At 68.5% G+C, this 23,118-nt stretch carries 20 protein-coding genes; 12 read left to right on the top strand and 8 right to left on the bottom strand.

The genetic code is table 11. From position 1 onward, the window contains the following. Positions 1-9 precede the first annotated feature (9 nt). Positions 10-546 (top strand): superoxide dismutase family protein, encoded by a 537-nt coding sequence (locus AC4GY7_RS04950; RefSeq protein ID WP_491112273.1) that lies wholly within the window; start codon positions 10-12, stop codon positions 544-546. Positions 547-898: 352 nt separating this feature from the next. Here AC4GY7_RS04950 and AC4GY7_RS04945 read toward each other — a convergent pair whose 3' ends face one another. From AC4GY7_RS04945 to AC4GY7_RS04935, 3 genes are all read right to left on the bottom strand, one after another. Next, positions 899-2,455 carry a spinster family MFS transporter gene (locus AC4GY7_RS04945; RefSeq protein ID WP_491112272.1) on the bottom strand — a complete coding sequence of 519 codons (1,557 nt, stop codon included), beginning with the start codon at positions 2,453-2,455 and terminating at the stop codon, positions 899-901. Between the two features lie 108 nt (positions 2,456-2,563). After that, positions 2,564-3,268, bottom strand: coding sequence for a hypothetical protein (locus tag AC4GY7_RS04940; RefSeq protein WP_491112271.1), 705 nt, complete (start codon positions 3,266-3,268; stop codon positions 2,564-2,566). Beyond that, positions 3,220-4,476 carry a TIGR04063 family PEP-CTERM/XrtA system glycosyltransferase gene (locus AC4GY7_RS04935; protein WP_491112270.1) on the bottom strand — a complete coding sequence of 419 codons (1,257 nt, stop codon included), beginning with the start codon at positions 4,474-4,476 and terminating at the stop codon, positions 3,220-3,222. The genes AC4GY7_RS04940 and AC4GY7_RS04935 overlap by 49 nt, the downstream gene beginning before the upstream one ends. A gap of 111 nt (positions 4,477-4,587) precedes the next feature. Here AC4GY7_RS04935 and AC4GY7_RS04930 point away from each other — a divergent pair, with 111 nt between their 5' ends. Genes AC4GY7_RS04930 through AC4GY7_RS04920 form a run of 3 tightly spaced genes read left to right on the top strand, consistent with a single transcriptional unit; the run spans position 4,588 to position 7,208 of the window. Next, positions 4,588-4,737: a hypothetical protein gene (locus AC4GY7_RS04930; protein ID WP_443585087.1), complete on the top strand. Its 150-nt coding sequence runs from the start codon at positions 4,588-4,590 to the stop codon at positions 4,735-4,737. Beyond that, entirely contained in the window at positions 4,730-6,103 is a 1,374-nt protein-coding gene (locus tag AC4GY7_RS04925; RefSeq protein ID WP_491112269.1) for a DUF5935 domain-containing protein, read from the top strand. Before AC4GY7_RS04930 ends, AC4GY7_RS04925 begins: the two co-directional genes overlap by 8 nt. A 49-nt stretch (positions 6,104-6,152) precedes the next feature. Next, a complete protein-coding gene (locus AC4GY7_RS04920) occupies positions 6,153-7,208 on the top strand; it encodes an acyltransferase family protein (protein ID WP_491112268.1) in 1,056 nt (351 codons plus the stop codon). Here the strand turns inward: AC4GY7_RS04920 and AC4GY7_RS04915 are convergent. Continuing rightward, positions 7,147-7,713 (bottom strand): type 1 glutamine amidotransferase domain-containing protein, encoded by a 567-nt coding sequence (locus AC4GY7_RS04915; RefSeq protein WP_491112267.1) that lies wholly within the window; start codon positions 7,711-7,713, stop codon positions 7,147-7,149. The genes AC4GY7_RS04920 and AC4GY7_RS04915 overlap by 62 nt on opposite strands. A gap of 114 nt (positions 7,714-7,827) precedes the next feature. On the opposite strand from AC4GY7_RS04915, the gene AC4GY7_RS04910 reads away from it, so the two are divergent. The 5 genes from AC4GY7_RS04910 (at position 7,828) to AC4GY7_RS04890 (ending at position 12,779) form a co-directional block, all read left to right on the top strand. Continuing rightward, positions 7,828-8,913 (top strand): DNA topoisomerase IB, encoded by a 1,086-nt coding sequence (locus tag AC4GY7_RS04910; RefSeq protein ID WP_491112266.1) that lies wholly within the window; start codon positions 7,828-7,830, stop codon positions 8,911-8,913. Between the two features lie 12 nt (positions 8,914-8,925). Further along, positions 8,926-10,116 (top strand): mechanosensitive ion channel family protein, encoded by a 1,191-nt coding sequence (locus tag AC4GY7_RS04905; RefSeq protein ID WP_491112265.1) that lies wholly within the window; start codon positions 8,926-8,928, stop codon positions 10,114-10,116. 196 nt (positions 10,117-10,312) lie between these two features. Further along, positions 10,313-10,747 carry a MaoC family dehydratase gene (locus AC4GY7_RS04900; RefSeq protein ID WP_491112799.1) on the top strand — a complete coding sequence of 145 codons (435 nt, stop codon included), beginning with the start codon at positions 10,313-10,315 and terminating at the stop codon, positions 10,745-10,747. Between the two features lie 22 nt (positions 10,748-10,769). After that, complete coding sequence (locus tag AC4GY7_RS04895) at positions 10,770-11,948, top strand: acetyl-CoA C-acyltransferase (RefSeq protein ID WP_491112264.1); 1,179 nt, start codon at positions 10,770-10,772, stop codon at positions 11,946-11,948. Between the two features lie 348 nt (positions 11,949-12,296). After that, positions 12,297-12,779: a pyridoxamine 5'-phosphate oxidase family protein gene (locus tag AC4GY7_RS04890; protein ID WP_491112263.1), complete on the top strand. Its 483-nt coding sequence runs from the start codon at positions 12,297-12,299 to the stop codon at positions 12,777-12,779. A 75-nt stretch (positions 12,780-12,854) separates the two neighbouring features. Here AC4GY7_RS04890 and AC4GY7_RS04885 read toward each other — a convergent pair whose 3' ends face one another. Further along, the gene (locus AC4GY7_RS04885; RefSeq protein ID WP_443585177.1) at positions 12,855-14,072 is read right to left on the bottom strand and encodes a polyhydroxyalkanoate depolymerase; all 1,218 of its coding nucleotides are present in this window, start codon (positions 14,070-14,072) and stop codon (positions 12,855-12,857) included. 153 nt (positions 14,073-14,225) lie between these two features. On the opposite strand from AC4GY7_RS04885, the gene AC4GY7_RS04880 reads away from it, so the two are divergent. Together AC4GY7_RS04880 and AC4GY7_RS04875 are read left to right on the top strand one after the other, a co-directional pair. Further along, positions 14,226-15,995, top strand: coding sequence for an ABC transporter transmembrane domain-containing protein (locus AC4GY7_RS04880; protein WP_491112262.1), 1,770 nt, complete (start codon positions 14,226-14,228; stop codon positions 15,993-15,995). A gap of 268 nt (positions 15,996-16,263) precedes the next feature. After that, positions 16,264-17,412, top strand: a complete 1,149-nt coding sequence (locus AC4GY7_RS04875; protein ID WP_491112261.1) for a saccharopine dehydrogenase family protein — start codon at positions 16,264-16,266, stop codon at positions 17,410-17,412. Between the two features lie 164 nt (positions 17,413-17,576). Here AC4GY7_RS04875 and AC4GY7_RS04870 read toward each other — a convergent pair whose 3' ends face one another. Both AC4GY7_RS04870 and AC4GY7_RS04865 read right to left on the bottom strand, forming a co-directional pair. Continuing rightward, positions 17,577-17,906 (bottom strand): hypothetical protein, encoded by a 330-nt coding sequence (locus AC4GY7_RS04870; protein ID WP_491112260.1) that lies wholly within the window; start codon positions 17,904-17,906, stop codon positions 17,577-17,579. Next, a complete protein-coding gene (locus AC4GY7_RS04865; protein ID WP_491112259.1) occupies positions 17,903-20,305 on the bottom strand; it encodes a ribonuclease R family protein in 2,403 nt (800 codons plus the stop codon). Before AC4GY7_RS04865 ends, AC4GY7_RS04870 begins: the two co-directional genes overlap by 4 nt. A 62-nt stretch (positions 20,306-20,367) precedes the next feature. Between AC4GY7_RS04865 and trhO the strand changes: the two genes are divergently transcribed. Next, positions 20,368-21,288, top strand: coding sequence for an oxygen-dependent tRNA uridine(34) hydroxylase TrhO (gene trhO / locus AC4GY7_RS04860; RefSeq protein WP_491112258.1), 921 nt, complete (start codon positions 20,368-20,370; stop codon positions 21,286-21,288). Between the two features lie 278 nt (positions 21,289-21,566). On the opposite strand, the gene proS is transcribed toward trhO, so the two are convergent. Continuing rightward, positions 21,567-23,096 carry a proline--tRNA ligase gene (gene proS, locus AC4GY7_RS04855; protein WP_491112257.1) on the bottom strand — a complete coding sequence of 510 codons (1,530 nt, stop codon included), beginning with the start codon at positions 23,094-23,096 and terminating at the stop codon, positions 21,567-21,569. Positions 23,097-23,118: the final 22 nt, after the last annotated feature.

Raw genomic sequence — 23,118 nt, 5'->3', positions numbered from 1 at the left:
AGAATCATCATGCGCGCCATCCTCGTCCTCGCCGGTCTGTCCTCGCTGGCGCTCTCCGCCTGCCAGAAAAAGGACGACATCGCGATCGGCAGCCCGACGCCCGGTGGCGCGCGCGCGACCGCGATGCTGAAGACCTCCGCCGGCGCCGACGCCGGCCGTGCCACCGCGACGGAGGTCGCCGGCGGCATCCGCTACACGCTCGACGTGAAGGGCCTGCCGCCCGGCACGCACGGCGCCCATATCCACACCGTCGGCCGTTGCGACGCCCCTGACTTCACCACCGCGGGCGCGCACTGGAACCCGACGCAGATGAAGCACGGCACCATGAACCCGCAGGGTCCGCACGAAGGCGACCTGCCCAATCTGATGGTCGGCAGCGACGGCCGCGGCACGCTGGGCGTGACGGTGCCCGGCGCGACCATGGCCGGTCTGCTCGACACCGACGGCTCGGCGATCGTCGTCCATGCCGGTGCCGACGACCTGATGACCGACCCCTCTGGCAACAGCGGTGGTCGCATCGCCTGCGGCGTGTTCACCGCCGCCTGACGCCGCGGTCGGCGGACGGAAGGGGGGCGTGACATGATCGCTACGACTCCGTTTGGCCTGAACCCTGCCGAAGAACCGCTTTCCCCTTGGCCGGATCGACATCCAAGATGAGGGATCCCTTCATCCTCCCCCGCCAGGGCGCATCGGGTTGAATGGCCCCCGGCCGTTCAAGATCATGCCGGGGGCATGATCGACCCCGATGCGGTAGCGCCGAAGGCGACGGAGGGGGAGGTAAGCACAACAATGGTGGTCGCTTACCTCCCCCTCCGTCAGGCTGCGCCTGCCACCTCCCCCTGGCGGGGGAGGATTGAATGTCGATCAGCCCTGACGTTCTGATCGAGGCGGAGGCGCGTCAGATCACCTCGCCGGCGGCGCGCGCGCGCGCTTCACGTGACGCTTCGGCCTTCGGCACCAGCCGGTAGGCGGCGATCGCGCAGGCGAGCGTCACCGGCATCACGGCGAGCAGCGACAGCATGCCGACCGACAGGCTGCCCGACAGCGTCGAGATGCGGCCCGCCAGATACGGCCCCATCGCCAGCCCCATCAGCGTCGTGCCGATGAAGAAGGTGGCGGTCGCCGTGCCGCGCATCCTCGGCAGCACCAAGTCCTGCGTCGTCGCCGCCGCCGATCCCAGCGCGCCGCTGGCGGTCAGGCCGGCGAGGAAGAAGCAGGGATAGAACACCCAGGTGGTGCTGGCGGTGAAGGCGCCGATCAGGAACGGCACCGGCACGGTGGCGCCGAAGATCACCACGATCAGCCGACCGGCAGGATCGCTGCGGCGCAGCCGGTCGGCGACGATCCCACCGATCGTCAGCCCCAGGAACCCCGCCAGCGCGCCGCTGCTGCCGAGGAACAGCCCGGCCCGTGCCGGCGTCTCGCCCAGCACGCGCAACGCATAGGGTGCACCCCAGAAGCTGGCGGCATAGCTGAGGAACGAATTGAGGCCATAAGCGACGACCGTGCACAGGAATGCGGGCGTACCGACGATGAGCGCGAAGGTCGCCGGATCGCGCCGCTTCAGCGCACAGGCCCAGGAAAAGACGGCATAGACGCCGATCCCGATCGCCAGCCATTGCGGCACCGGCTCCCCCAGCCCGATCAGCGCGGCGACCACCGCCACCACCGCCGCAAGGCCGGTCAGATTGATCATCAGGGCGCGCGTGCCGCCCCGTGCCGCGCCGATCAGCGTCAGCGGCGGGATGATCGTCAGCAGCTCCGCGAAGAAGGCGCGGAACGGCGCGGGATGCTTGTCCGGCTCGGGCAGTCCCTCGACCAGCCCGCGGATCGGCTCCCGCACCGTCGCGATCCAGGCGGCGACGAACAGGCCGGGCAGCCCCACGGCCAGGAACGCCGCCTGCCAGCCGACCAGCCCGAGCGGGCCGCCGCCCGGCCAGGCGCGGTTCCAGCCCTGCACGATCAGCCCGCCGATGAACAAGGAACAGCCGCCGCCGACATACAGTCCGGCCGAATAGATCGACAGCGCCGTCGCGCGCAGGCGCGTGGGGAAATAGTCGGAGATCAGCGAATAGGCCGCGGGGCTGGCGGTCGCCTCCCCGACACCGACGCCGATGCGCGCCGCCGCGAGTTGGCCGCCGGTGCGCGAGAAGCCGGACAAGGCGGTCATCGTCGACCAGAGCGCCAGGCCGACGGTCATCAGCCGCACCCGGTGCCAGCTGTCCGCCAGCCGTCCCAAGGGGATGCCGAACAGCGCATAGAAGACGCCGAACGCCGTGCCGTAGAGGAAGCCGAGATCCTCGTCCTTCAGGTGAAGGTCGCGCTTGATGTCCTCCGCCAGGATCGAGATCACCTGCCGGTCGACGAAGTTCAGCACATAGACGACGAACAGGATGGACAGCACGTACCAGGCATATCGCGACGCCTGCTGCCCGTCCGCTTCACGCTTGGCCATCGCCCTCTCCGCTGTATCGTTGCGCGGAAGGCTAACAGAGCGCTCGCGGACAGGTAAGCCAGAAAGCGATACCCGATATTCTAAAGTGTTGCCGAGAGCTTGTCTCGCTCAGGCGCGAAGCGGGCGGCGCGTGCCCTGCTCCAGGCGTCGCAGCAGCGACTCGATCGAAGGCGCCGTAGTCGATTCGGCGGGCGAACGCGGCAGCTGCACCGTGGCGATCCGCTCGCCGGCCGCGAGCGCCACCGGCGTGCGGAGCGAAGCAACCGCCCGCACCGGTTCGCGCGGCACCGCCGGCACCGCACCCGGGTGAAAGGCGGCAAGCGGCAGGTCGAGGTCGGCAGGGATCGGCTGCTCCACCGGCGGCGGTGCCATATCCTGCGGCGGCGGCAGCGGCGCGCCGAGATCGGACGCGGACAGCGGCCGGCGAGCTGGCGCATCGGGATGGGCGTCGGCACGGCGCAGCACCGGCACGCCCTCCTCGTGGCTTGCCGCCGGATGCCCGGCCAGCAGGCCGCCGGCGCCGAACAGCAGGAATAGCGCGGACCAGGCCACGGCGGCGGCAAGCGCCCCCGCCCCCAGCGCCAGCACGGCACGTGCGGTGGTGCCGAGCGGCGGCTCGGCCACCGTGACCAGCGCCGAGATGCCGCTACGCCATACCCAATCCTCCAGCATCGCCGTGGGCAGCAGCAGGAACAGCGCCGCCGCGGCCACGCCGGCCGCCACGCCGCCGCCGGGCGCGATCCAGCGTGTCGCTGCCGCCGGGGTCATCGCCGCTGCGGGCGGGGTGTCATTCTGGCCGAGGAACGCTGCCATGATCCATCCACTGATGCGGCGGCACACAGCCGCTGGTAAATCGGTTCGTAACGACAAATGTTTGACGACCAGTTACGCTCGCGCTCGACGAACCGGCGCGCCCGCTCGCGGCGCGCATCCCAGCCGCTGCGATCCGCCAGCAGCCCGGCCAGCGCACGGGCGATGGCAGCCGGATCGTCGGGCGCGAACAGGGTGCCGGTATCGCCGTCGCGGATCAGTTCGCGATGCCCGCCGACGTTCGACGCGGCGACCAGCCGGCCCTGCGCCATCGCCTCCAGCGGCTTCAGCGGCGTGACGAGATCGGTCAGCCGCATCGCTTTGCGCGGATAGGCGAGTACGTCGACCAGCGCGTAATAGCGCTCCACCTCGGTATGCGGCACCCGCCCGACGAAGCGGATCGACTCCGCCACCGGCGACGCTGCCGCCTGCGCGCGCAGCGCCGCCTCCATCGGCCCGCCGCCGACCAGCAGCAGCCGCGCAGCGGGCCGTGCCGCGACCAGCGCCGGCATCGCCGCGATCAGGTCGTCCAGCCCTTCGTAATCGTAGAAGCTGCCGATGAAGCCGATCGTCTCGGCCCCCGCCAGATCCAGCGCCTGCTCCAGCGCCGCATCGCGCTGCGCCGGCGCGCCGAACAGGTCGAGGTCGACGCCGTTGGGCGACACGACGATCTTCTCCGCCGCCACGCCGCGCGCGATCAGATCGCCGCGCAGGCCGTCGCAGATCACCGCCACCGCGTCCGCCCGCTTCACCGCCCAGGTTTCCAGCGCCCGCGTCGCGCGATATTTCGCCGATCCCTCGCGCCCGGTGCCGTTGCCGACCGCCGCATCCTCCCAGAAGGCGCGGACCTCATATACCAGCGGCAGCCCCCTCGCCCGCGCCACGCGCAGCCCGGCGAGCGCGCCCAGCACCGGCGAATGGGCGTGGAGGATATCGGGACGAAAGGCATCCACCGCCGCCCCGATCCGCCGCGCCAGCCGCGCGATGCCGATCATCTCGCCCAGCGGCCCGCCCGGCAGCGGCTCCAGCGTGCGGTGGAAGGTCAATCCGTCGACCGACTCGACGGCGTCGGCCGCCGCCCCGTGCCGCGGTCCGGTCACCGCCGCCACCTGCCAGCCGCGCCGCTCCTGCGCCTTCAGGATCGCGCGGGTGCGAAAGGTATAGCCGCTCTGCACCGGTAGGCCGTGGTCGAGGATATGGAGGATCCGCATGGCGGCAGCTGTGCCACGCGTCGCTTAATAGCCCGTCAATCGGGCATTTAACGCCGCATCAATCCCTTGCCGCCTATGCGCCATGGCTCACATGCGGACGGGAGCGACATCGTGATCGACAATCTGTCGCTCGGCCTGACGCATGGCCTGATGCTGCTCGCCGCCTGGCTGCTGCTGAAGCGCCCCGATCTCGATTCGGAAGCGCCGCCGCCTCGTCACTGGCGTCGCCGGTCCCGCGATGCGGAGCCGCCCGGTGCGTGACCTCGTCTTCGTCGCCTTCCTCGCCGCCTTCTTCGGCATGGGCCTCAGGCGCCCGTTCCTGCTGGTGCTCGCCTATGTCTATATCGACATCGTTTCGCCGCAGCGGCTGACCTATGTGCTGCTCAACGCGGTGCCGATCTCGCTGATCGCGGTGGCGTTGGCGGTCGGCGGCTGGCTGGTGATGGACGACAAGACGGACAGCCGCTTCGCGCCGCGCCAGGGCCTCATCATCGCACTGCTGCTCTATTGCTGGGGGACGACCGCGGGCGCCGACTTCCCGCTCGATGCGCAGGACAAATGGGACTGGGTGTGGAAATGCCTGGCCTTCGCCGCCTTCCTGCCGCTCACGCTGCGCACCCGCCTGCGCATCGAGGCGCTGCTGCTGTTCATGATCCTGTCGGCGGCGACGATCATCATCGTCGGCGGCATCAAGACCGCGGCGGGCGGCGGCGGCTATGGCCAGCTTGACCTGATGGTGACCAACAATTCCGGCCTCTACGAAGGCAGCACCATCTCGACGGTCGCCATCGCGATCGTGCCGCTGATCGTCTGGTTCATGCGCTTCGGCACCATCTTTCGGCCCGACTGGAAGGTGAAGGGCTTTTGCCTGTGCCTCATCTTCGCCTGCCTGCTGATCCCGATCGGCACGTCGACGCGCACCGGCCTCGTCTGCATCGCGCTCGTCGCCCTGCTCTCGCTACGCAATGCCAAGCGCAAGCTGCTGTACCTCGTCGCCATCGCCGCCGCCGGGCTGATCGCCGTGCCCTTCCTGCCGGCCAGCTTCACCGAGCGGATGAGCACGATCAAGAGCCACGACGCCGACGAATCCGCCTCCACCCGCCTTGCGGTGTGGCAGTGGACGATCGACTATGCGAAATCGCACCCGTTCGGAGGCGGCTTCGAGGCCTATCGCGGCAACCACATCCGCTACGAGATCAAGAAGACCGCGCCGACCGACGGCGCCGCCCCCGCTGCCGCCCCGGCCGTCACCGATCAGGCGGTGACCGACAAGGCGCGTGGCTATCACAGCGCCTATTTCGAGATGCTGGGCGAACAGGGCTATCCCGGCCTCGCGCTCTGGCTCGCGATCAGCCTGATCGGCCTCGTCCGCATGGAGGTGCTGCGCCGCCGTTATCGCGATCCCGCCGGCGCGTTCGGCTGGGCCGGCCCCCTGGCCGCCGCCTTGCAGAGCGCGCACCTCGTCTACCTGCTCGGCGCCGCCTTCATCGCCATCGCCTTCCAGCCGTTCGTCTACATGCTGATCGGCGCGCAGATCGGGCTGGATTCCTATCTCGCCCGCCGCCGCGCAGAGGACGTGAAGGCACCACTGCGCCGCCCACGCGCTGTGCAGCCGGTGGCGGTGTGAGGGCGATCGCCAGGTCTACGCACCTGGGCTCCGGCGTCTCAGGCCTCGCGTGACCGAGCTGCGCGCGCTCACCAGCCTGCGCGGTATCGCGGCGTGGCTGGTCGTCCTCTATCACATCCGCGGCGGCATCGCCGGCCTGCCGCCGGCCGCCGAAGCCGTATTTGCGAAGGGCTATCTGGCGGTCGACGTCTTCTTTCTGCTGTCGGGCTTCGTGATCTGGCTGACCTGGCACGAACGGCTGCGCGATCCCGCCGCGATCCCGCGTTTCCTGCAAAAGCGCATCGCCCGCATCTGGCCATTGCATGCGGTGATACTCGGCATGGCGGTCGCGCTGGCGCTGCTGTTGCGCGCGACGGGGCGCGACGATCCCGCCTTCCCGTTCGCACAGCTGCCCTTGCATCTCGCGCTCGTCCAGAACTGGGGGTTCACCGACGCGCTCCGCTGGAACGACCCCGCCTGGTCGATCAGCTGCGAACTGGCCGCCTATCTGCTGTTCCCGCTGCTGGTGCTGAGCCTCGACTGGCGCCGCGTGCCGACACCGGTGCTGATCGCGACGGCCGCCGCGCTGCTGCTGGCGCTCCACTTGGCGATGAATGGGGCCGCGACCTTGGGCGAGGACATTCCGCGTCATGGGCTGGTCCGCTGCCTGATTGAATTCGCCGTCGGCTCGATCCTCGCCGCCCTGTACCTGCGCCGGCCACTTTTGCGTTGGACGGCAACGGTCGCCGGGCTGGCAACGGCGGGATGGGCCGCGGGGCTTCCCGAAACGCTCGCGGCGCCCGCCGCCTTCGCGGCCGCGCTGCTCGCGCTGGCACTGACTGCGGGCTTGCCGCACCACCCGCTGGAGGGCGGCGCGATCCACCGCCTCGGCGAGATCAGCTATGCGACCTACCTGTCGCATTTCCTGCTGTGGAAGGCGTTCAAGCTCCCGCTCGCCGCCCCCGCGCTGTCACCGCCGCTGGTTGCGCTCTACCTGGCGCTGGTGCTGGCGGCGTCGGTGGCGCTCTACCATGGGATAGAGCGCCCCGCACAACGCCTGCTGCTCAGGCGTCCTCGTTCTCTTCGGCCAGTTCCTCCTGCAACGCATCCAGGATCGCCTGGTTGAAGGCAGGGATATCGTCCGGCTTGCGGCTGGTGATGAGGTTGCCGTCCACCACGACCTGTTCGTCGACCACGTCCGCCCCGGCATTCTCCAGGTCGGTGCGCACCGAAGGCCAGCTCGTCACCCGGCGACCATCCACCACGTCCGCCTCGACCAGCAGCCACGGCGCGTGGCAGATCGCGGCAACGATCTTGTCGTCCTCCATGAACTCGGTGACGATCTCCACCGCGCGCTCCTGCAGGCGCATCTTGTCGGGATTGGCGACGCCGCCCGGCAACACCAGCGCATCGTAATCGTCGGTGTCGACATCGTCGAGCGTGAGGTCCGGCGTGATGCTCTCCCCCTTCTCGCTGTCGTTGACGACGCCCTGGATCGGATCGGTCTTGATCGAGGCGAGCGTCAGCTGAACACCGGCGTCGAGCAGCGCCTGACGGGGCTTGAACAGTTCGTCCTGCTCGAAACCGTCGGCGGCGAGCATCAGCACGCGGGCTTGGGCGAGGTCGGCCATGATAGTCTCCTGTCGGGAATGCCGGGCCTCAACCAACGCCCACGCCGGCCGTTCCGGAACACGCGGGCGCGCTCACGCATTTTCCGATGACCTGAAGACGATGGCCTGAACACGATGGAGCGCCGGGTGGCAGCGAAGATCATCTATTGCGACGATTCGAAGCCCGGCATCACCCGCAAGAAGGTGCGCAATGGCTGGGCCTATTATCACGCCGACGGCGAGCGGATCACCGACCGCGACGAGATCGACCGGCTGAACGCCATCGGCCTGCCGCCTGCCTATCGCGATGCCTGGTTCTGCCCCAAGGCCAACGGCCATATCCAGGCGGTCGGCTGGGATGAGAAAGGCCGCAAGCAATATCGCTACCACACCGGTTTCCGCGAGGCGCAGGAGGCGGCGAAATACGAGAAATGCGCCGATTTCGGCCATTGCCTGCCCAAGATACGCGCGCGTGTCGAGTCCGACCTGTCCGCCCGCGGGCTCGGCAAGGATCGCGCCATCGCCGCCGTCGTCCGCCTGCTCGACATCGGTCACATCCGCGTCGGCAATGAAGCCTATGCGGAGGCGAACGAGAGCTACGGCGCGACGACGCTGCGCAAGGAACACGGGCAGGTCCGCGGCGCGACGCTGAAGCTCCGCTACCGGGGCAAGTCGGGCAAGGAGCGTGACATGAAGGTCACCGACAAGCGCCTCGCCGCCACCGTCAAGAAGATGCAGGACCTCGACGAACAGCATCTGTTCGCCTGGGTCGACGATGCCGGCGAAGCGCACCCGGTCACCTCATCCGACGTCAACGACTATATCAAGCGCGCCTCTGGCGCCGATTTCACCGCCAAGCATTTCCGCACCTGGGGCGCCAGCGTCACCGCGTTCGAGGCGCTCGCCCGGGCCGAAGCGGACCTCAGCCTGAAGGCGCTGCTCGAACCCGTGGTCGAACGGCTGGGCAACACGCCCGCCATCGCGCGCAAGAGCTACGTCCACCCGTCGCTCATCGCTTTGGTGAAAAAGGGGCAGAGCGCCTTTCGCAAGGCGCTGCGCCTGCCCCGCTCGGCGCGCTATCTCAGCCGGGAGGAACGCGGCCTGATCGCGTTCCTGGAAGCGGGACAGGATCCGCATATCGCCGCCGCACTGTCCGATCCGCAGCGCTCAGGAGCCCGTGGGTCCGATCGCAAGCTGCCCGATCTCAAGGCGGCCGCCTGACGAAAGTGATTCATGGCCAGTAAGACCACCGCAAACGCCGCCGACAAGGCGCCGCTGATCGATGCCGACGGCGTGCAGAACCAGATCGGCGAACTCTACACTGCCAGCGAGATCTGGCTGCACACCCACTGGCTGCAGATCCTCATCGCGTTCGGGATCGGCACGATCATCGTCTTCGCGCTCCATGGCCTGCGCAAGCTGGGCGAGCGGCTGTGCGGCAAGCCGCTCGGCACCGGCGAACTCGCCCGCCGCGGCTGGGGCACGATCGTCGGGCGCGCGATCACGCGGACCAACAACTTCTTCATCGTCATGCTCGCCGCCCAACTGGTCGTCGGCTACGCGGGCGCGCCATCGCAGGTGTCGACCACCGTCAATTTCCTGTGGACGGTCGCCTCCGTCTTCCAGGCGGCGATCTGGGCGCGCGAGCTGATCCTGGGCGCGATCGAGCATCGCACCAGCAGCGAACATTATTCGGGCGAGGCGCTGCTGAGCGCGATGGGGCTGATCCGCCTGCTCGTCACCGTGGCGCTGTTCGCCATCGCGCTGGTCGTCGTGCTGGACAATCTGGGCGTCAACGTCACCGGCCTGATCGCGGGTCTCGGCGTCGGCGGCATCGCCATCGGCCTTGCCGCGCAGGGCATCTTCGGCGACCTGTTCGCCGCGCTCGCGATCATCTTCGACCGCCCGTTCCGACGCGGCGACAAGATCAGCTACGGCACGACCAGCGGCGTCATCGAATCGATCGGCCTCAAGAGCACGCGCATCCGCGCCTTCACCGGCGAATTGCTTGTCATCAGCAACAAGCAGTTGCTCGACAAGGAAATCCAGAACACCAGCGTGCGCGACCATATCCGCCTCGCCTTCACGATCGGCGTCACCTACGAAACGTCGCCCGATCTGCTGGCGCAGGTGCCGGCGATCATGCGCGAGATCGTCGAAGGCGAAGGCGGCAAGGTCGCCCGATCCAGTTTCGAAACGTTCGGTGCATCCAGCCTCGATTTCGTGCTGCAGTTCGACATTCCGGGGGACGATTGGGCCACCGCGCACCCGATGCGCGATCGCATCATGGTGTCGCTGATCCGCCGCTTCGCCGCCGAACGCATCGGCATCGCCTATCCGACGCAGACCACCTACACCGCCGCGCCCGATGGCACGCTGGTGATGCCATATGCCGTCCCCGAAAAGGGTGATCTGGCCACATGATCCGGATTTTAGAACATCCGGTCCGCTGCAACACCGTCACTAAGGCGGCCATTTACGGGTGAGCGGCAAGCGCGGCGGCCGCATCTTCAAGCTTTCGGTCAGTCGAGGCTTGCGGGATCGGCCGTTACCCGCCTACAGGATGGCCTGCACTGAAAAGGCGGAGAGGCAAGCCGTGACGACCGTCACCATCGACGAGATGAAGGCCAGGATCGGTACGGAAAGCGTCTCCGACTGGGTGGAGGTGACGCAGACGATGATCGATCGCTTCGCCGAGGCGACGGGCGATCACCAGTTCATTCACGTCGATCCGGTCGCCGCCGCCGCGACGCCGTTCGGCGGCACGATCGCGCATGGCTTTCTCACTTTGTCGCTGATGCCGCTGCTGTCGTCCAAGGTACCGGATGCACCGCGCATCGAGGGCGCGAAGATGGGCGTCAACTATGGCGGCAATACCGTGCGCTTCCTCACCCCCGTCCGCTCGGGCAGCCGCGTTCGCGGCCGCTTCACCCTGCTCGCCTTCGACGAGAAGCGGCCGGGCCAGTTTCAGCAGACCAACGCCTTCACCGTCGAGATCGAGGGGCAGGACAAGCCCGCGATGGTCGCCGAGTGGATCAGCCAGATCTTCGTTTAACGCTTCTTCGGGAGAACCCCTCATGCGCTCCGCCGTCATCGTCTCCACCGCCCGTACGCCGATCGGCCGCGCCTATCGCGGCGCCTTCAACGCCACGACGCCGCAGGCGCTCGCCGGCCACGCCATACGCCACGCCGTCGAACGCGCCGGGATCGAGGGCGCGGAAGTCGACGACGTGGTGTTCGGCGCCGCGCTCCAGCAGGGTCATCAGGCCGGCAATATCGCGCGACAGGCCGGGCTGATGGCCGGCCTGCCGACCTCGGTCGCGGGCATGTCGCTCGACCGCCAGTGCGCCAGCGGCCTGATGGCGATCGCCACCGCCGCCAAGCAGATCATCGTCGACGGCATGGACGTGTGCGTCGGCGGCGGCGTCGAGAGCATCAGCCTCGTCCAGACGCCGCAGATGCGCGTCGCTCCCGACAAGGAACTGCTCGCGATGCACGGCGATATCTACATGCCGATGCTCCAGACCGCCGAAGTCGTCGCCACCCGCTACGGCATCGGCCGAGATGCGCAGGATGCCTACGGCCTCCAGTCGCAGCAGCGCACCGCCGCCGCGCAGGCCGCGGGCAAGTTCGACGACGAGATCGTGCCGCTCGGCGCGACGATGAACGTCATCGACAAGGCGACCAAGGAGGTCAGCACCAAGGACGTCACCCTCTCCAAGGACGAGGGCAACCGCGCCGACACCACGCTGGCAGGATTGCAGGCGCTGCAACCGGTCGTTGGACCCGAGGGGCACATCACCGCCGGCAACGCCAGCCAGCTGTCGGACGGCGCCTCCGCATCCGTGCTGATGGAGGAAAGCATCGCGGCCAGGAAGGGTCTGACGCCGCTCGGCCGCTATGTCGGCATGGCCGTCGCCGGCACCAAGCCCGACGAAATGGGCATCGGCCCGGTCTATGCGATCCCCAAGCTGCTCGAAAAGAACGGCCTGTCGATCGGCGATATCGGCCTGTGGGAATTGAACGAGGCGTTCGCCGTACAGGTCCTCTACTGCCGCGATACGCTCGGCATTCCGGACGAGTTGCTCAACGTCAACGGCGGTGCGATCTCGATTGGCCACCCCTATGGCATGTCGGGTGCCCGCATGACCGGCCACGCCCTGATTGAGGGCAAGCGCCGCGGTGCCAAGTACGTCGTGGTGACGATGTGCGTCGGCGGCGGCATGGGGGCAGCGGGATTGTTCGAGGTGCTGTGAGTTGAAAATCGCGCGGTTCTGAGTTATCTCGGACGCGGTAGGTTCAAAGTCTACTCCTGAGCCCCGGCCGCTGCTACGGCTGGGGCTCAAATCGTTTGGGGCTCAGGCTGCTACCCGAGCCCCGCCCGGCACCTTACCTGTTGCGCGACACTTCGATGATCTTCACGACCAAAGTCGCGAAGGCGAAGAGCATGCCCAGGATCAGGCACAGGTCAGTAAGATTCAAAGTCCTACTCCTGTACGACGGCAGGATTGCCGCCACCGCCATCGTGGCCGAAACGGCCTTACCGCGCAACCAAGCCCCGTTGCGCTCGTTCTCCCGATCAGACCCTCGACAGGAGACGATGCATGGCCGATCATGACAATCCGCAGGAAATCGCTGCCAAGTTCCTCGGCAAGCTGAAGGACAGTCCGTTCGTGATGATCGGTCTGGTCGACGGCGAGCATTCCGAGCCGATGACCGCGCAGATCGACGAGGATCAGTCCAATACCCTGTTCTTCTTCGCCGGCCGCGACAATCGGATCGCCAAGGGTGGCGACGCCATGGCGCAGTTCGTCGGCAAGGGGCACGACTTCTTCGCCTGCCTCGCCGGCAACGTCGTGCAGGACAATGATCGGGCGCAGATCGACAAGCTCTGGAACAATCAGGTCGAGGCCTGGTTTCCGGGCGGCAAGGAAGATCCCAACCTCACGCTGCTGCGCTTCGAGATCGATAGCGCCGAATTGTGGGAAACCGACATCTCGATCTCCGGCCGAGTCAAGATGCTGTTCGGTGGCACCATCCGCGGCGAGGAATCGAGCAGTCACGCGGTGGTCGGTTCGGTCGCGTGACAGCGCATGGAGCGGCATTCGGCCGCCCCTTCTGAATAGCGTCAGCGGGCGGCCGATCGGCCGCCCGTTTTCGTATCAGCCGTGCGCCGCCATCCACTGCTCGACCACCGGCGCCACCGTGTTGCGCCATTTCGAACCGTTGAAGATGCCGTAATGTCCGGCACCTTCAGCCATCAGGTAGCGCTTCTTGTCGGCCGGCAGGCTGGTCGCCAGCGTCAGCGCCGCCTTGGTCTGGCCGAGCCCCGAGATATCGTCGCGCTCGCCCTCAATCGCCAGCACCGCCACGTCGGTGATCGCCCCCGGATCGACACGGCGCCCGCGGTGCATCATCTCACCGCGCGGCAAGGCGTGCGTCTGGAAGACGAGATCGACCGTCTGCAAGTAGAATTCCGCGGTCATGTCGCAGACCGAGCGGTATTCCTCATAAAAGCTCTTGGTCGCCTGCGCGCTTTCGCCGTCGCCCTGGACCAGATGTTTGAACATCTCCCAATGCGACATCATGTGGTTGCCGAGGTTCATCGACATGAAGCCGGCGAGTTGCAGGAAGCCGGGATACACCTTGCGCCCCGCACCGGGGTACATCATCGGCACGGTGACGACGACATTCTGTTCGAACCAGGCATGCGGCCGCTCGGTGGCCAGTGTGTTGACCGCGGTCGGCGCCTCGCGGGTATCGATCGGGCCGCCCATCATCGTCAGCGTGCGCGGCCGGCAGGGATGGTTGTCGGCGCTCATCAGCGCCGTCGCCGCATAGCAGGGAACCGAGGGCTGGCAGACTGCCAGCATGTGGGCACCCGGCCCGATCGCCTCCATGAACGCGATCAGGTAATCGATGTAATCGTCGAGGTCGAAATGCCCGTCGCCGAGCGGCACCAGCTTCGCATCGCGCCAGTCGGTGATATAGACCTCCGCGCTCGGCAGCATCCGTTCCACCGTGCCGCGCAGCAACGTCGCGTAATGGCCGGACATCGGGGCGACGATCAGCAGCCTGGGGCTTCCCTCCACGCCCTCGCGGCGGAAGCGCTTCAACTGGCCGAACGGCTTCTGGAGCACGATCTCCTCGTGCACCGCCACCTGCCGTCCGTCGATCTCGGTATGCGTCAGGCCGAAAGCGGGCTTGCCGCGCGTCGCGGAGGCATGCGCGAACACCTCCAGCGCCGAACTGACCAGCTGCCCGCCGCCGAGGTACGACCAAGGGTTGGCGGGATTGCGCATCCAGTCCGCGCCGAAGGTCGCCATGGCGCTCGCCCCGGCGAGCATCGAGCGTTGCATTTCATAGGCGTCGTAGAGCATGCTGTTTTCTTCACCCATGATAGGTTGCCGTATACGTAACGCAAAATACGGCGGGTTCAATCCGGCCTGAACGCCCGAGACGGACGATGAGACCCATGGCGCCCGTCCCGCCCGGCGTTGAGCGCATCCGCCCCGCCTGCTAGGCGGCCCGTTATGGCCAAGCCCCCCGTTCCCACCGACCGCCGCCTCGGCGACCTGCGCCTCGTCTGGGAACGCGTGCTGCGCTATCCGCGGCATCTGGTCGCCGCACTGCTCGCGCTGTGTACGACCACCGCGGCGACGCTCGGCATCCCGTCGGGGTTCAAGCGGGTCATCGACCACGGCTTCGGCCCCGGCTCGAGCGGCACCGTCGCATCGTCGTTCCACTATCTGCTGATGATCGTCGCGGTGCTGGCGGTGGCGACCGCGATCCGCTTCTATTTCGTCTCCTGGCTCGGCGAGCGCGTCGTCGCCGATATCCGCGGCGAGGTGCAAAGCCACCTGCTCGCGCTCACCCCGCGCTTCTTCGAGGAGAACCGTCCCTCCGAGATCGCCTCGCGGATGACGTCGGACACCGCGCTGATCGAGACGGTGGTCGGCAGCACCGTATCGGTGGCGCTGCGCAACACCTTCACCGGCATCGGCGGCATGATCTATCTGTTCACGCTGTCGCCGAAGCTCGCCGGCATGCTGATCCTCGGCATCCCGCTCGTCATCCTGCCGGTCACGATCTTCGGCCGCCGCATCCGCAACCTGTCGCGCACCACGCAGGATCGCGTCGCCGACGTCGGCGCGCAGGTGACGCAGACGCTGGGCGCGATGAAGATCGTCCAGGCCTTCGGGCAGGAGGCGCGCGAGGCGGCGCGTTTCCAGACGACGGTGGAAAATACCTTCGCCACCGCCAAGCGCCGCATCGCGCTGCGCGCGCTGATGACCGCGATCATGATCGGCCTGATCTTCGGGTCGATCACCCTGGTGGTGTGGGAGGGTGCGAGCGATGTCGCCGCCGGCCATCTGAGCGGCGGATCGATGTTCGCCTTCGTCATCACCGGCGGCATCGTCGCCGGCGCGTTCGGCGCGCTGACCGAGGTTTATGGCGACCTTCTGCGCGGTGCCGGCGCGGCGAGCCGGCTTGCCGAGCTGCTGCGCGAGACGCCGGAGATCACCCGGCCCGCCGCGCCGATGCCGCTGCCCGTGCCGGTCACCGGCGCGCTGACCTTCGACGAGGTCGTGTTCCATTATCCGACCCGCCGCGACGTGGCGGCGCTGAACGGCCTCTCGCTGGCGGTGCGGCCGGGCGAGACGGTGGCGGTGGTCGGCCCGTCGGGCGCGGGCAAATCGACCCTCTTCCAGCTTGCCGAGCGCTTCTACGATCCGGAGGGCGGCCGCGTGCTGCTCGACGGCGTCGACCTGCGCGAGGCCGATCCCGCCGCGATCCGCGCACAGATCGCGATGGTGCCGCAGGACACGGTGATCTTCGGCGCCAGCGCGCGCGACAACCTGCGCTACGGCCATTGGCAGGCGAGCGACGACGAATTGTGGGCGGCGGCGGAAGCGGCCAATGCCGCCGACTTCCTGCGCGCCTTGCCGGAGGGCCTCGACACCAACCTGGGCGAAGGCGGCGCGCGCCTGTCCGGCGGCCAGCGCCAGCGCATCACCATCGCCCGCGCGCTGCTGCGCGATGCGCCGATCCTGCTGCTCGACGAGGCGACCAGTGCGCTCGACGCCGAAAGCGAGCGGCTGGTGCAGCAGGCGCTCGAACGGCTGATGGAGAACCGCACGACGCTGGTCATCGCGCATCGCCTCGCGACGGTCCGCGCAGCGGAGCGGATCATCGTGATGGATGCCGGCCGCATCGTCGAGGAAGGGAGCCACGCGACGCTGATCGGTCGCGGCGGCCTGTATGCGCGGCTCGCCAGCCTGCAGTTCAGCGAGGCGGCCTGAATGCTCCTCCGTCATCCCGGCGAACGCCGGGACCCACGGACGCCAGCGGGCTGCGTCTGCGCGACTCGCGCCTGCCCTTCCCTGCCCCTCTACCTTCGTCATCCCCGCGCAGGCGCGGATCCATAATCACAACGTGATGGGCAGGAGCCGACGGTTCAGCCAGTATGGATCCCCGCCTCCGCGGGGATGACGTTGAGTTCAGGTCCAGCCTTGATCCCGTCTCCGCAGGAGCGCATGACGTGCGCGTAAAGCAAAGGAGAGCCCGGCCATGCGCGACTTCGACATCATCGTCTATGGCGCCACCGGCTTCACCGGCCGCCTCGTCGCCGAATATCTCAGCCAGCAGGGCGTCGGCCGCTGGGCGATGGCAGGGCGCAGCCGCGCCAAGCTGGAGGAGGTCCGCGACACGATCGGCGCGCCCGCCGACACGCCATTGGTGGTCGCGGACGCCGACGATCCCTCATCGCTCAAATCCCTGGCCGGATCGACGCGCGTCGTCGTCACCACCGTCGGCCCCTATCAACTCTACGGCGCGCCGCTGGTCGCCGCTTGCGCCGCCGCCGGCACCGCCTATGTCGACCTGTGCGGCGAGCCCGCCTGGATGCGTCACATGATCGACGCGCACCACGCCGCGGCGCAGGCGAGCGGCGCGCGCATCGTCTTTTCCTGCGGCTTCGATTCCATCCCCTTCGACCTCGGCGTGCTGACGCTGCAGGAATGTGCCATCGCCCGATACGGCCACCCCGCCCCGCGCGTGAAGGGTCGGGTGCGGACGATGAAGGGCGGCTTTTCGGGCGGCACGGCGGCCAGCCTCAAGGCGACGCTCGCCGCCGCGGCGCGCGATCCGTCGATCCTCGGGCTGCTCTCCAGTCCCTTCGCGCTGACGCCGGGGTTCAGCGGGCCGCATCAGCCGACCGGATTGCTCCCTGAATTCGACGCCACGCTCAACACCTGGGTCGCGCCCTTCATCATGGCGGCGATCAACACCAAGAACGTCCACCGCACCAATTACCTGCTCGGCCACCGCTACGGCGCGGACTTCGTGTACGACGAGATGATGGTCGCCGGTCTGGGCGAGATGGGCAAGGCCGCGGCCGATGCCATCGCGAGGCTCAACCCCCTCGCCAGCGACAAGGGCCCCAAGCCGGGCGAAGGCCCCAGCAAGGAAGAGCGCGACAGCGGCCATTACGACCTGCTGTTCGTCGGACTGATGCCGGATGGCACACGCTTCGACGCGGTGGTCACCGGCGACCGCGATCCGGGCTATGGCTCGACGAGCAAGATGATCGCCGAGACGGCGCGCTGTCTGCTGGAGACGGAGGCGGCCGGCGGCATCTGGACGCCGGGGGCGTTGCTTGGCACCACCTTGCGCGACCGATTGCAGGAACGCGCCGGCCTGACCTTCACGGCGGGGTAAACTCAATCCTCCCCCGCATTTGCGGGGGAGGGGGACCGTTCGGCACAGCCGAATGGTGGAGGGGCCGCCGCGGGCGGTTCCCCCGGCCTGCGCAACGGCCTTACGGCCGCCCCTCCGTCACGCCTTCGGCGTGCCACCTCCCCTGCAAAGGCAGGGGAGGATTTTCACAGCCGATAGAAGGCCATCGCCACGGCGGCGACCAGCAGCGCGACGATCAGCAGCACCGGCACCCGCTTCGCCCGGCGCGCCGCCACCGCGGCCTCATAGGCCTGCATGTCGAACCAGAACCGCCCCGGCGTACCCATCCGGATCGACCCGTCCGCCACCATCGCCGCGAACGCCTTCGCCTCGCGGGCATCCGCCGGCGTGAAGGGCATGGCATCTGACGCGGTCACCGCATGCGCCTCGACGAAGCGCGGCGCGACCGTGCCGTGGACGAGGTAGCGTTCGCGCACCGTCCCCTCGGGTTCGACGCGGGTCAGCCGCCCGCTCATCGCCGCCGTCCCTGATGGCGGATGTTCGCCGGCCGGCCGCGCGGCGGCCGCACGCGATCCTTGCGGACCTTCCCCACATGCCGCGGTCCCGGTGCCGCGCCCTTGCCGCCGGGCAGTTCGAAGCGCAGCGCGCCCGACACCGGATTGGCCTCCGCCAGCCTGAGATCGAGCCGCTGCCCCAGCGCATAGGTGTCGCCGCTCTGCTCGCCGACCAGTTCGCGCGCCGCCTCGTCGAAGCGGAAATATTCGCCGCCGAGGTCGCGGACGGACATCAGGCCATCGCCGCCGATCCCCTCGACGGTGGCGAAGAAGCCGTAGTTCTGCACGCCGGTGATCCGCGCCGGCACCGTCTCGCCGACCTTTTCCGACAGGAACGCCGCGACATAGCGATCGATCGTGTCCCGCTCCGCTTCCATCGCCCGGCGTTCGAGGCCGCTGATCGATTCGCCGATCTGCTCCATCGCCGCCGCATCCGCCGCCGACAGCTCGCCCGGCCCCAGGCGGTACGCGCCGACCAGCGCGCGATGGACGACGAGGTCGGCGTAGCGCCGGATCGGCGAGGTGAAATGCGCATAGGAGCCGAGGGAGAGGCCGAAATGCCCTTGGTTCGCCGGCGCATAATAGGCCTGCGTCTGCGTGCGCAGCACCTGTTCCATCACCTGCGGGCGGAAATCGGCATCCCCTACCCGCTCCAGCACATGGTTGAACGTCGCCGGGCGGATCACCTGCCCCAGCGCGAAGGGCACGCCGAACGTCTCCAGATAATCCTTCAGCGCGACCAGCTTCTCGCGGCTCGGCGGTTCGTGGACGCGATACATCACCGGCGCCTTCTTCGCCTCCAGCGCCTTGGCGGCGGCGACATTGGCGGCGATCATGTAATCCTCGATCAGCCGGTGCGCATCCAGCCGCTCGCGCGGGGCGACCGACATGATCCGCCCCTTCTCGTCCAGCACCACGCGCCGTTCGGGCAGGTCGAGGTCCAGCGGCTCGCGCGCGTCGCGCGCCTTGGCAAGCGCGCGCCAGCAGTCCCAAAGGTGACGGAGGGTTGTTGCCAACTCCTCCCCGGCACGGGGAGGGGGACCGCTCGCCGCAGGCGAGTGGTGGAGGGGGGCGTCCTCAAGCGGAGCCGCTCGTGGCGCCCCCCCTCCACCAGCTTCGCTGGTCCCCAGCGGCAGGTCGGATCGTCCCCCGGACGATCCTCGACCATGCGGGGCATGGTCGACCTGCCGCTCCGTGCCGGGGAGGAATGAGTTTGCGATCGCCTGCGCCTCTTCATACGCCAGGTTTGCCGCGATCCGCACGCGCGCGCGGGTGAAGCGCCAGCTTTCGAGCTTGCCCGCGCTCGAAATGCGCAGGTGGCAGGCGAGCGCCGCGCGATCCTCGCCCTCCTTCAGCGAGCAGACCTCGGCAGACAGCACCTCGGGCAGCATCGGCACGACGCGGTCGGGAAAATACACCGAATTGCCCCGCCGCCGCGCCTCGCGGTCGAGTTCCGAGCCGGGGCGCACGTAGAAACTGACATCCGCGATCGCGACCACCGCCTGCCAGCCGCCGTCCTCGTGCGGCGCGGCCCAGACGGCATCGTCGTGATCGCGCGCATCGGCGGGATCGATCGCGACGATCGGCAGGTGCGTCAGGTCCTCGCGATCCTCTCCCAACGGCGTCTCGGCCATCCGCTCCGCCTCGTCGAGCGTGTCGCCCGAGAAGACATCGGGAATGCCGAGCTTGTGGATCGCGATCAGCGAAAAGCTCCGCGGCGCGAACGGATCGCCCAGCCGCTGCACCACGCGCACGCTGATCCGCGGCGGCCGCCCGGTCATCTCGGCCATCACCAGATCGCCCGCTTCGGCCCCGCCCGTGTCGGACACGGGAAACTCCCGCCGGTCCTTCTTCTCGACGCCGGTCAGCCAGAAGCGCCCCTCCCCACCGACGGCGCCTTCCTGCCGCAGCACGCCGAGCACCTGTTCGGACGCCTTGGCGAGCACCTTCATCGGATGCGCGATCCAGCCGTTGCCCGCCTCTTCGGTGCGCGCCAGGATCCGCTCGCCGATGCCGAGCGCACCCCGCTTGCGCTCGCGCACCCGCAGCCGCGGCGCGGGCGTCTCCGCCTCCCAGCGATCGGGCACCGCCCATACCGTGCCGCCGTCGTCGACCGCGGCGATGCGCAGCACCGTCACCTTGGGCAGGCCACCCATCTTGTGAAAGGCGCGGCCGGGGGCGCTGTCGATCAGCCCCTCGTCCGCCATATCCTTGAGCAGCGCCTTCAGCGCGATCTTCTCCTGCGCGGTCAGGCCGAACGCCTTGGCGATCTCTCGCTTGCCGGCAGGCACTTCGGAACGCTCGATGAAGTCGAGGATCTGCGCCTGCGTCGGCAGGCCGGGTCTGGTTTTCTTTGCCACGGGTGAGAGATAGGGGGCGAAGCAGCCTTCGTCATCGGATTGTTTCCGGCTAAGGGCGGCGCATGTCCGTCACCATCGCCGCGCTCTATCATTTCACCCGCTTCGCCGACCCGGACGCGCTGCGCGCGCCGCTGCTGGCGATGTGCGAGGCGGAAGGGGTGCGCGGCACGTTGCTGCTCGCGGCCGAGGGCATCAACGGCACCATCGCCGGCCCGGCCGAGGGGATCGCGGCGGTGCTCGCGCATATCCGCGCCCTGCCCGGCTGCGCCGCGCTGGAGGTGAAATACGCCGCCGCCGACGCCATGCCCTTCCACCGCACCAAGGTGCGGCTGAAGCGCGAGATCGTGACGATGGGCGAACCCGGCCTCGATCCGACCGACACCGGCACCTATGTCGAACCCGCCGACTGGAACGCGCTGATCGCCGATCCGGACACGGTGCTGATCGACACGCGCAACGATTACGAGGTCGGCGTCGGCACCTTCGCCGGCGCGATCGACCCGGCGACCCAGAGCTTCCGCGACTTTCCCGCCTGGTTCCGCGCGCATCGCGAGACGCTGCTCGCCGGCAAGGCGCGCGTCGCGATGTTCTGCACCGGCGGCATCCGCTGCGAAAAGGCCACCGCCTTCCTCAAGGCGGAAGGGGTAGAGGACGTCTTCCACCTGAAAGGCGGCATCCTGCGCTACCTGGAGGAGGTGCCGGCGGAGCGAAGCGCGTGGCAGGGCGAATGCTTCGTCTTCGACGAACGCGTCGCCGTCGGCCATGGCCTGGCGGAGGGGACGCATGGCCTGTGCCGGGCATGCCGCATGCCCCTGTCCCCCAGCGACCGCGCCTCGCCGCTGTACGAGGACGGTGTCAGCTGCCCGCGCTGCCACGCGACGCGCGATGCCGCGGACCGCGCGCGCTACGCCGAACGCCACCGCCAGGCGCTGCTCGCCGAAGCGCGCGGCGAGGCGCATGTCGGGCGGCGGTATGAGGCGTAAGTCTGGCTGCCTTTGATGTCACGCGAAGACATGCCCTGCGCGGCAGCGCACCTGATTATCCAACCGTCGAAAATGAGGGCCGCTGCCGCCGCGAGCGCGACACCTCCGCGCCTCCGCGTGAACCAAAACCCCGAAGCGAGACGCACCGACTGACGGACCGCCCCGCCCCCACCCTCACCCTGTCGCCGGCTTCGCCGTCTCTTCCCTCTCCCATCGAGAGAGGGAGGGAGCGCCGCAGGCGCGGAAGGGTGAGGGTGAGCGCGGGACGGCCCGCGCCGTCAATAGGCGCGCGCCAGCAGCACGCGCTCCACCGCGGGCGCGCCGGTGAAGACGCACGCCCCGTCCGCCGGTGCCTGATCGCCGGGCGCGTTGCGGATCGTCAGCTTGAGCGCCTTCAACCGCTCCACCACCGCGTCCAGTGCCGCGCCGGTCGGGCGCGACCATTGCACCTCGACCCAGCCGGGGTTCTTCACGCCTTCCGCGAAATGCGCCTCCACCGCCGCGAAGTCCGCCGCGGCCACGATGCTCGCCTTCAGCCGTTCGGTCGCCTGTTCGTGCAGCGCCTGCTGGATCGCGGCGAGCAATGCCGGCGCATCCGCCTCGAAGTCGCCACGCGGCATCACCTGCGCATCCAGCTTGCCGTCCGCGCGGTACAGCCGGTCGCGGCGGATCACCGACACGTTGCCGCCCGCCATGTCGCGCCCGCCGATCTCGATGACGATCGGCGCGCCCTTCTTCACCCAGCCCCAGCGCTTGGTCGCCGCCTTGGCAGGCTTGAGGTCGAGCAGCGCGCGCACCGGCTCGCCCAATGCCGTCAGCCCGGCGAGGTTCGACTGGATATCCTTGGCATAAGCGATCAGCGCCTCGTCCTCGGGCTGGTCGCGCAGCATCGGCACGATCACGATCTGCCACGGCGCGATCCGCGGCGGCACGCGTAGGCCGTCATCGTCGCCGTGCACCATGATGACGCCGCCGATCATGCGGGTCGAAACGCCCCAGCTCGTGGTATTGGCCAGTTCCAGCTCGCCGCTCGCATTCTGGAACCGGATGTTCTGCGCGTGCGCGAAATTGGTGCCGAGGAAGTGGCTGGTGCCCGCCTGCAGCGCCTTGCCGTCCTGCATCATCGCCTCGATGCTGTAGGTCGCGACCGCGCCCGGGAAGCGCTCGTTCTCGGGTTTCTCGCCGGCGACCACCGGCAGCGCGAGGCAGTCCTCGGCGAAGCTGCGGTACACCTCCAGCATCCGCTGCGTCTCCTCGCGCGCCTCGTCGGCGGAGGCGTGCGCGGTATGCCCCTCCTGCCACAGGAACTCGCTGGTGCGCAGGAACATGCGCGTCCGCATCTCCCAGCGGACCACGTTGGCCCATTGGTTGATGAGCACGGGCAGGTCGCGCCACGATTGCACCCAGCGGGCGAAGGCGGTGCCGATCACCGTCTCCGACGTCGGCCGCACCACCAGCGGCTCCTCCAGCTTCGCGGCGGGATCGGGCTTCAGGCCGCCATGCCCGTCCGGGATCAGCCGGTGATGGGTGACGACCGCCATCTCCTTGGCGAAGCCCTCGACATGCTCCGCCTCCTTTTCGAAATAGGACAAGGGGATGAACAGCGGGAAATAGCAATTCTCATGCCCCGTCGCCTTGATCCGGTCGTCGAGCAGCCGCTGGATCCGCTCCCAGATGCCGTAGCCCCATGGCCGGATGACCATGCAGCCGCGCACGCCCGATTCCTCGGCGAGGTCGGCCTCGGTGATGACGGATTGATACCAGGCGGCGAAATCGGCTTCGCGGGTGACGGAAAGAGCGTGCTTCATGGCCACCGCCTAGCCAATGCCC

It is taken from the genome of Sphingomonas sp. SP5, from assembly GCF_058313455.1.
Note: the sequence above shows the minus strand (reverse complement) of the source record. Positions and strands in the feature narration are given on the sequence as shown.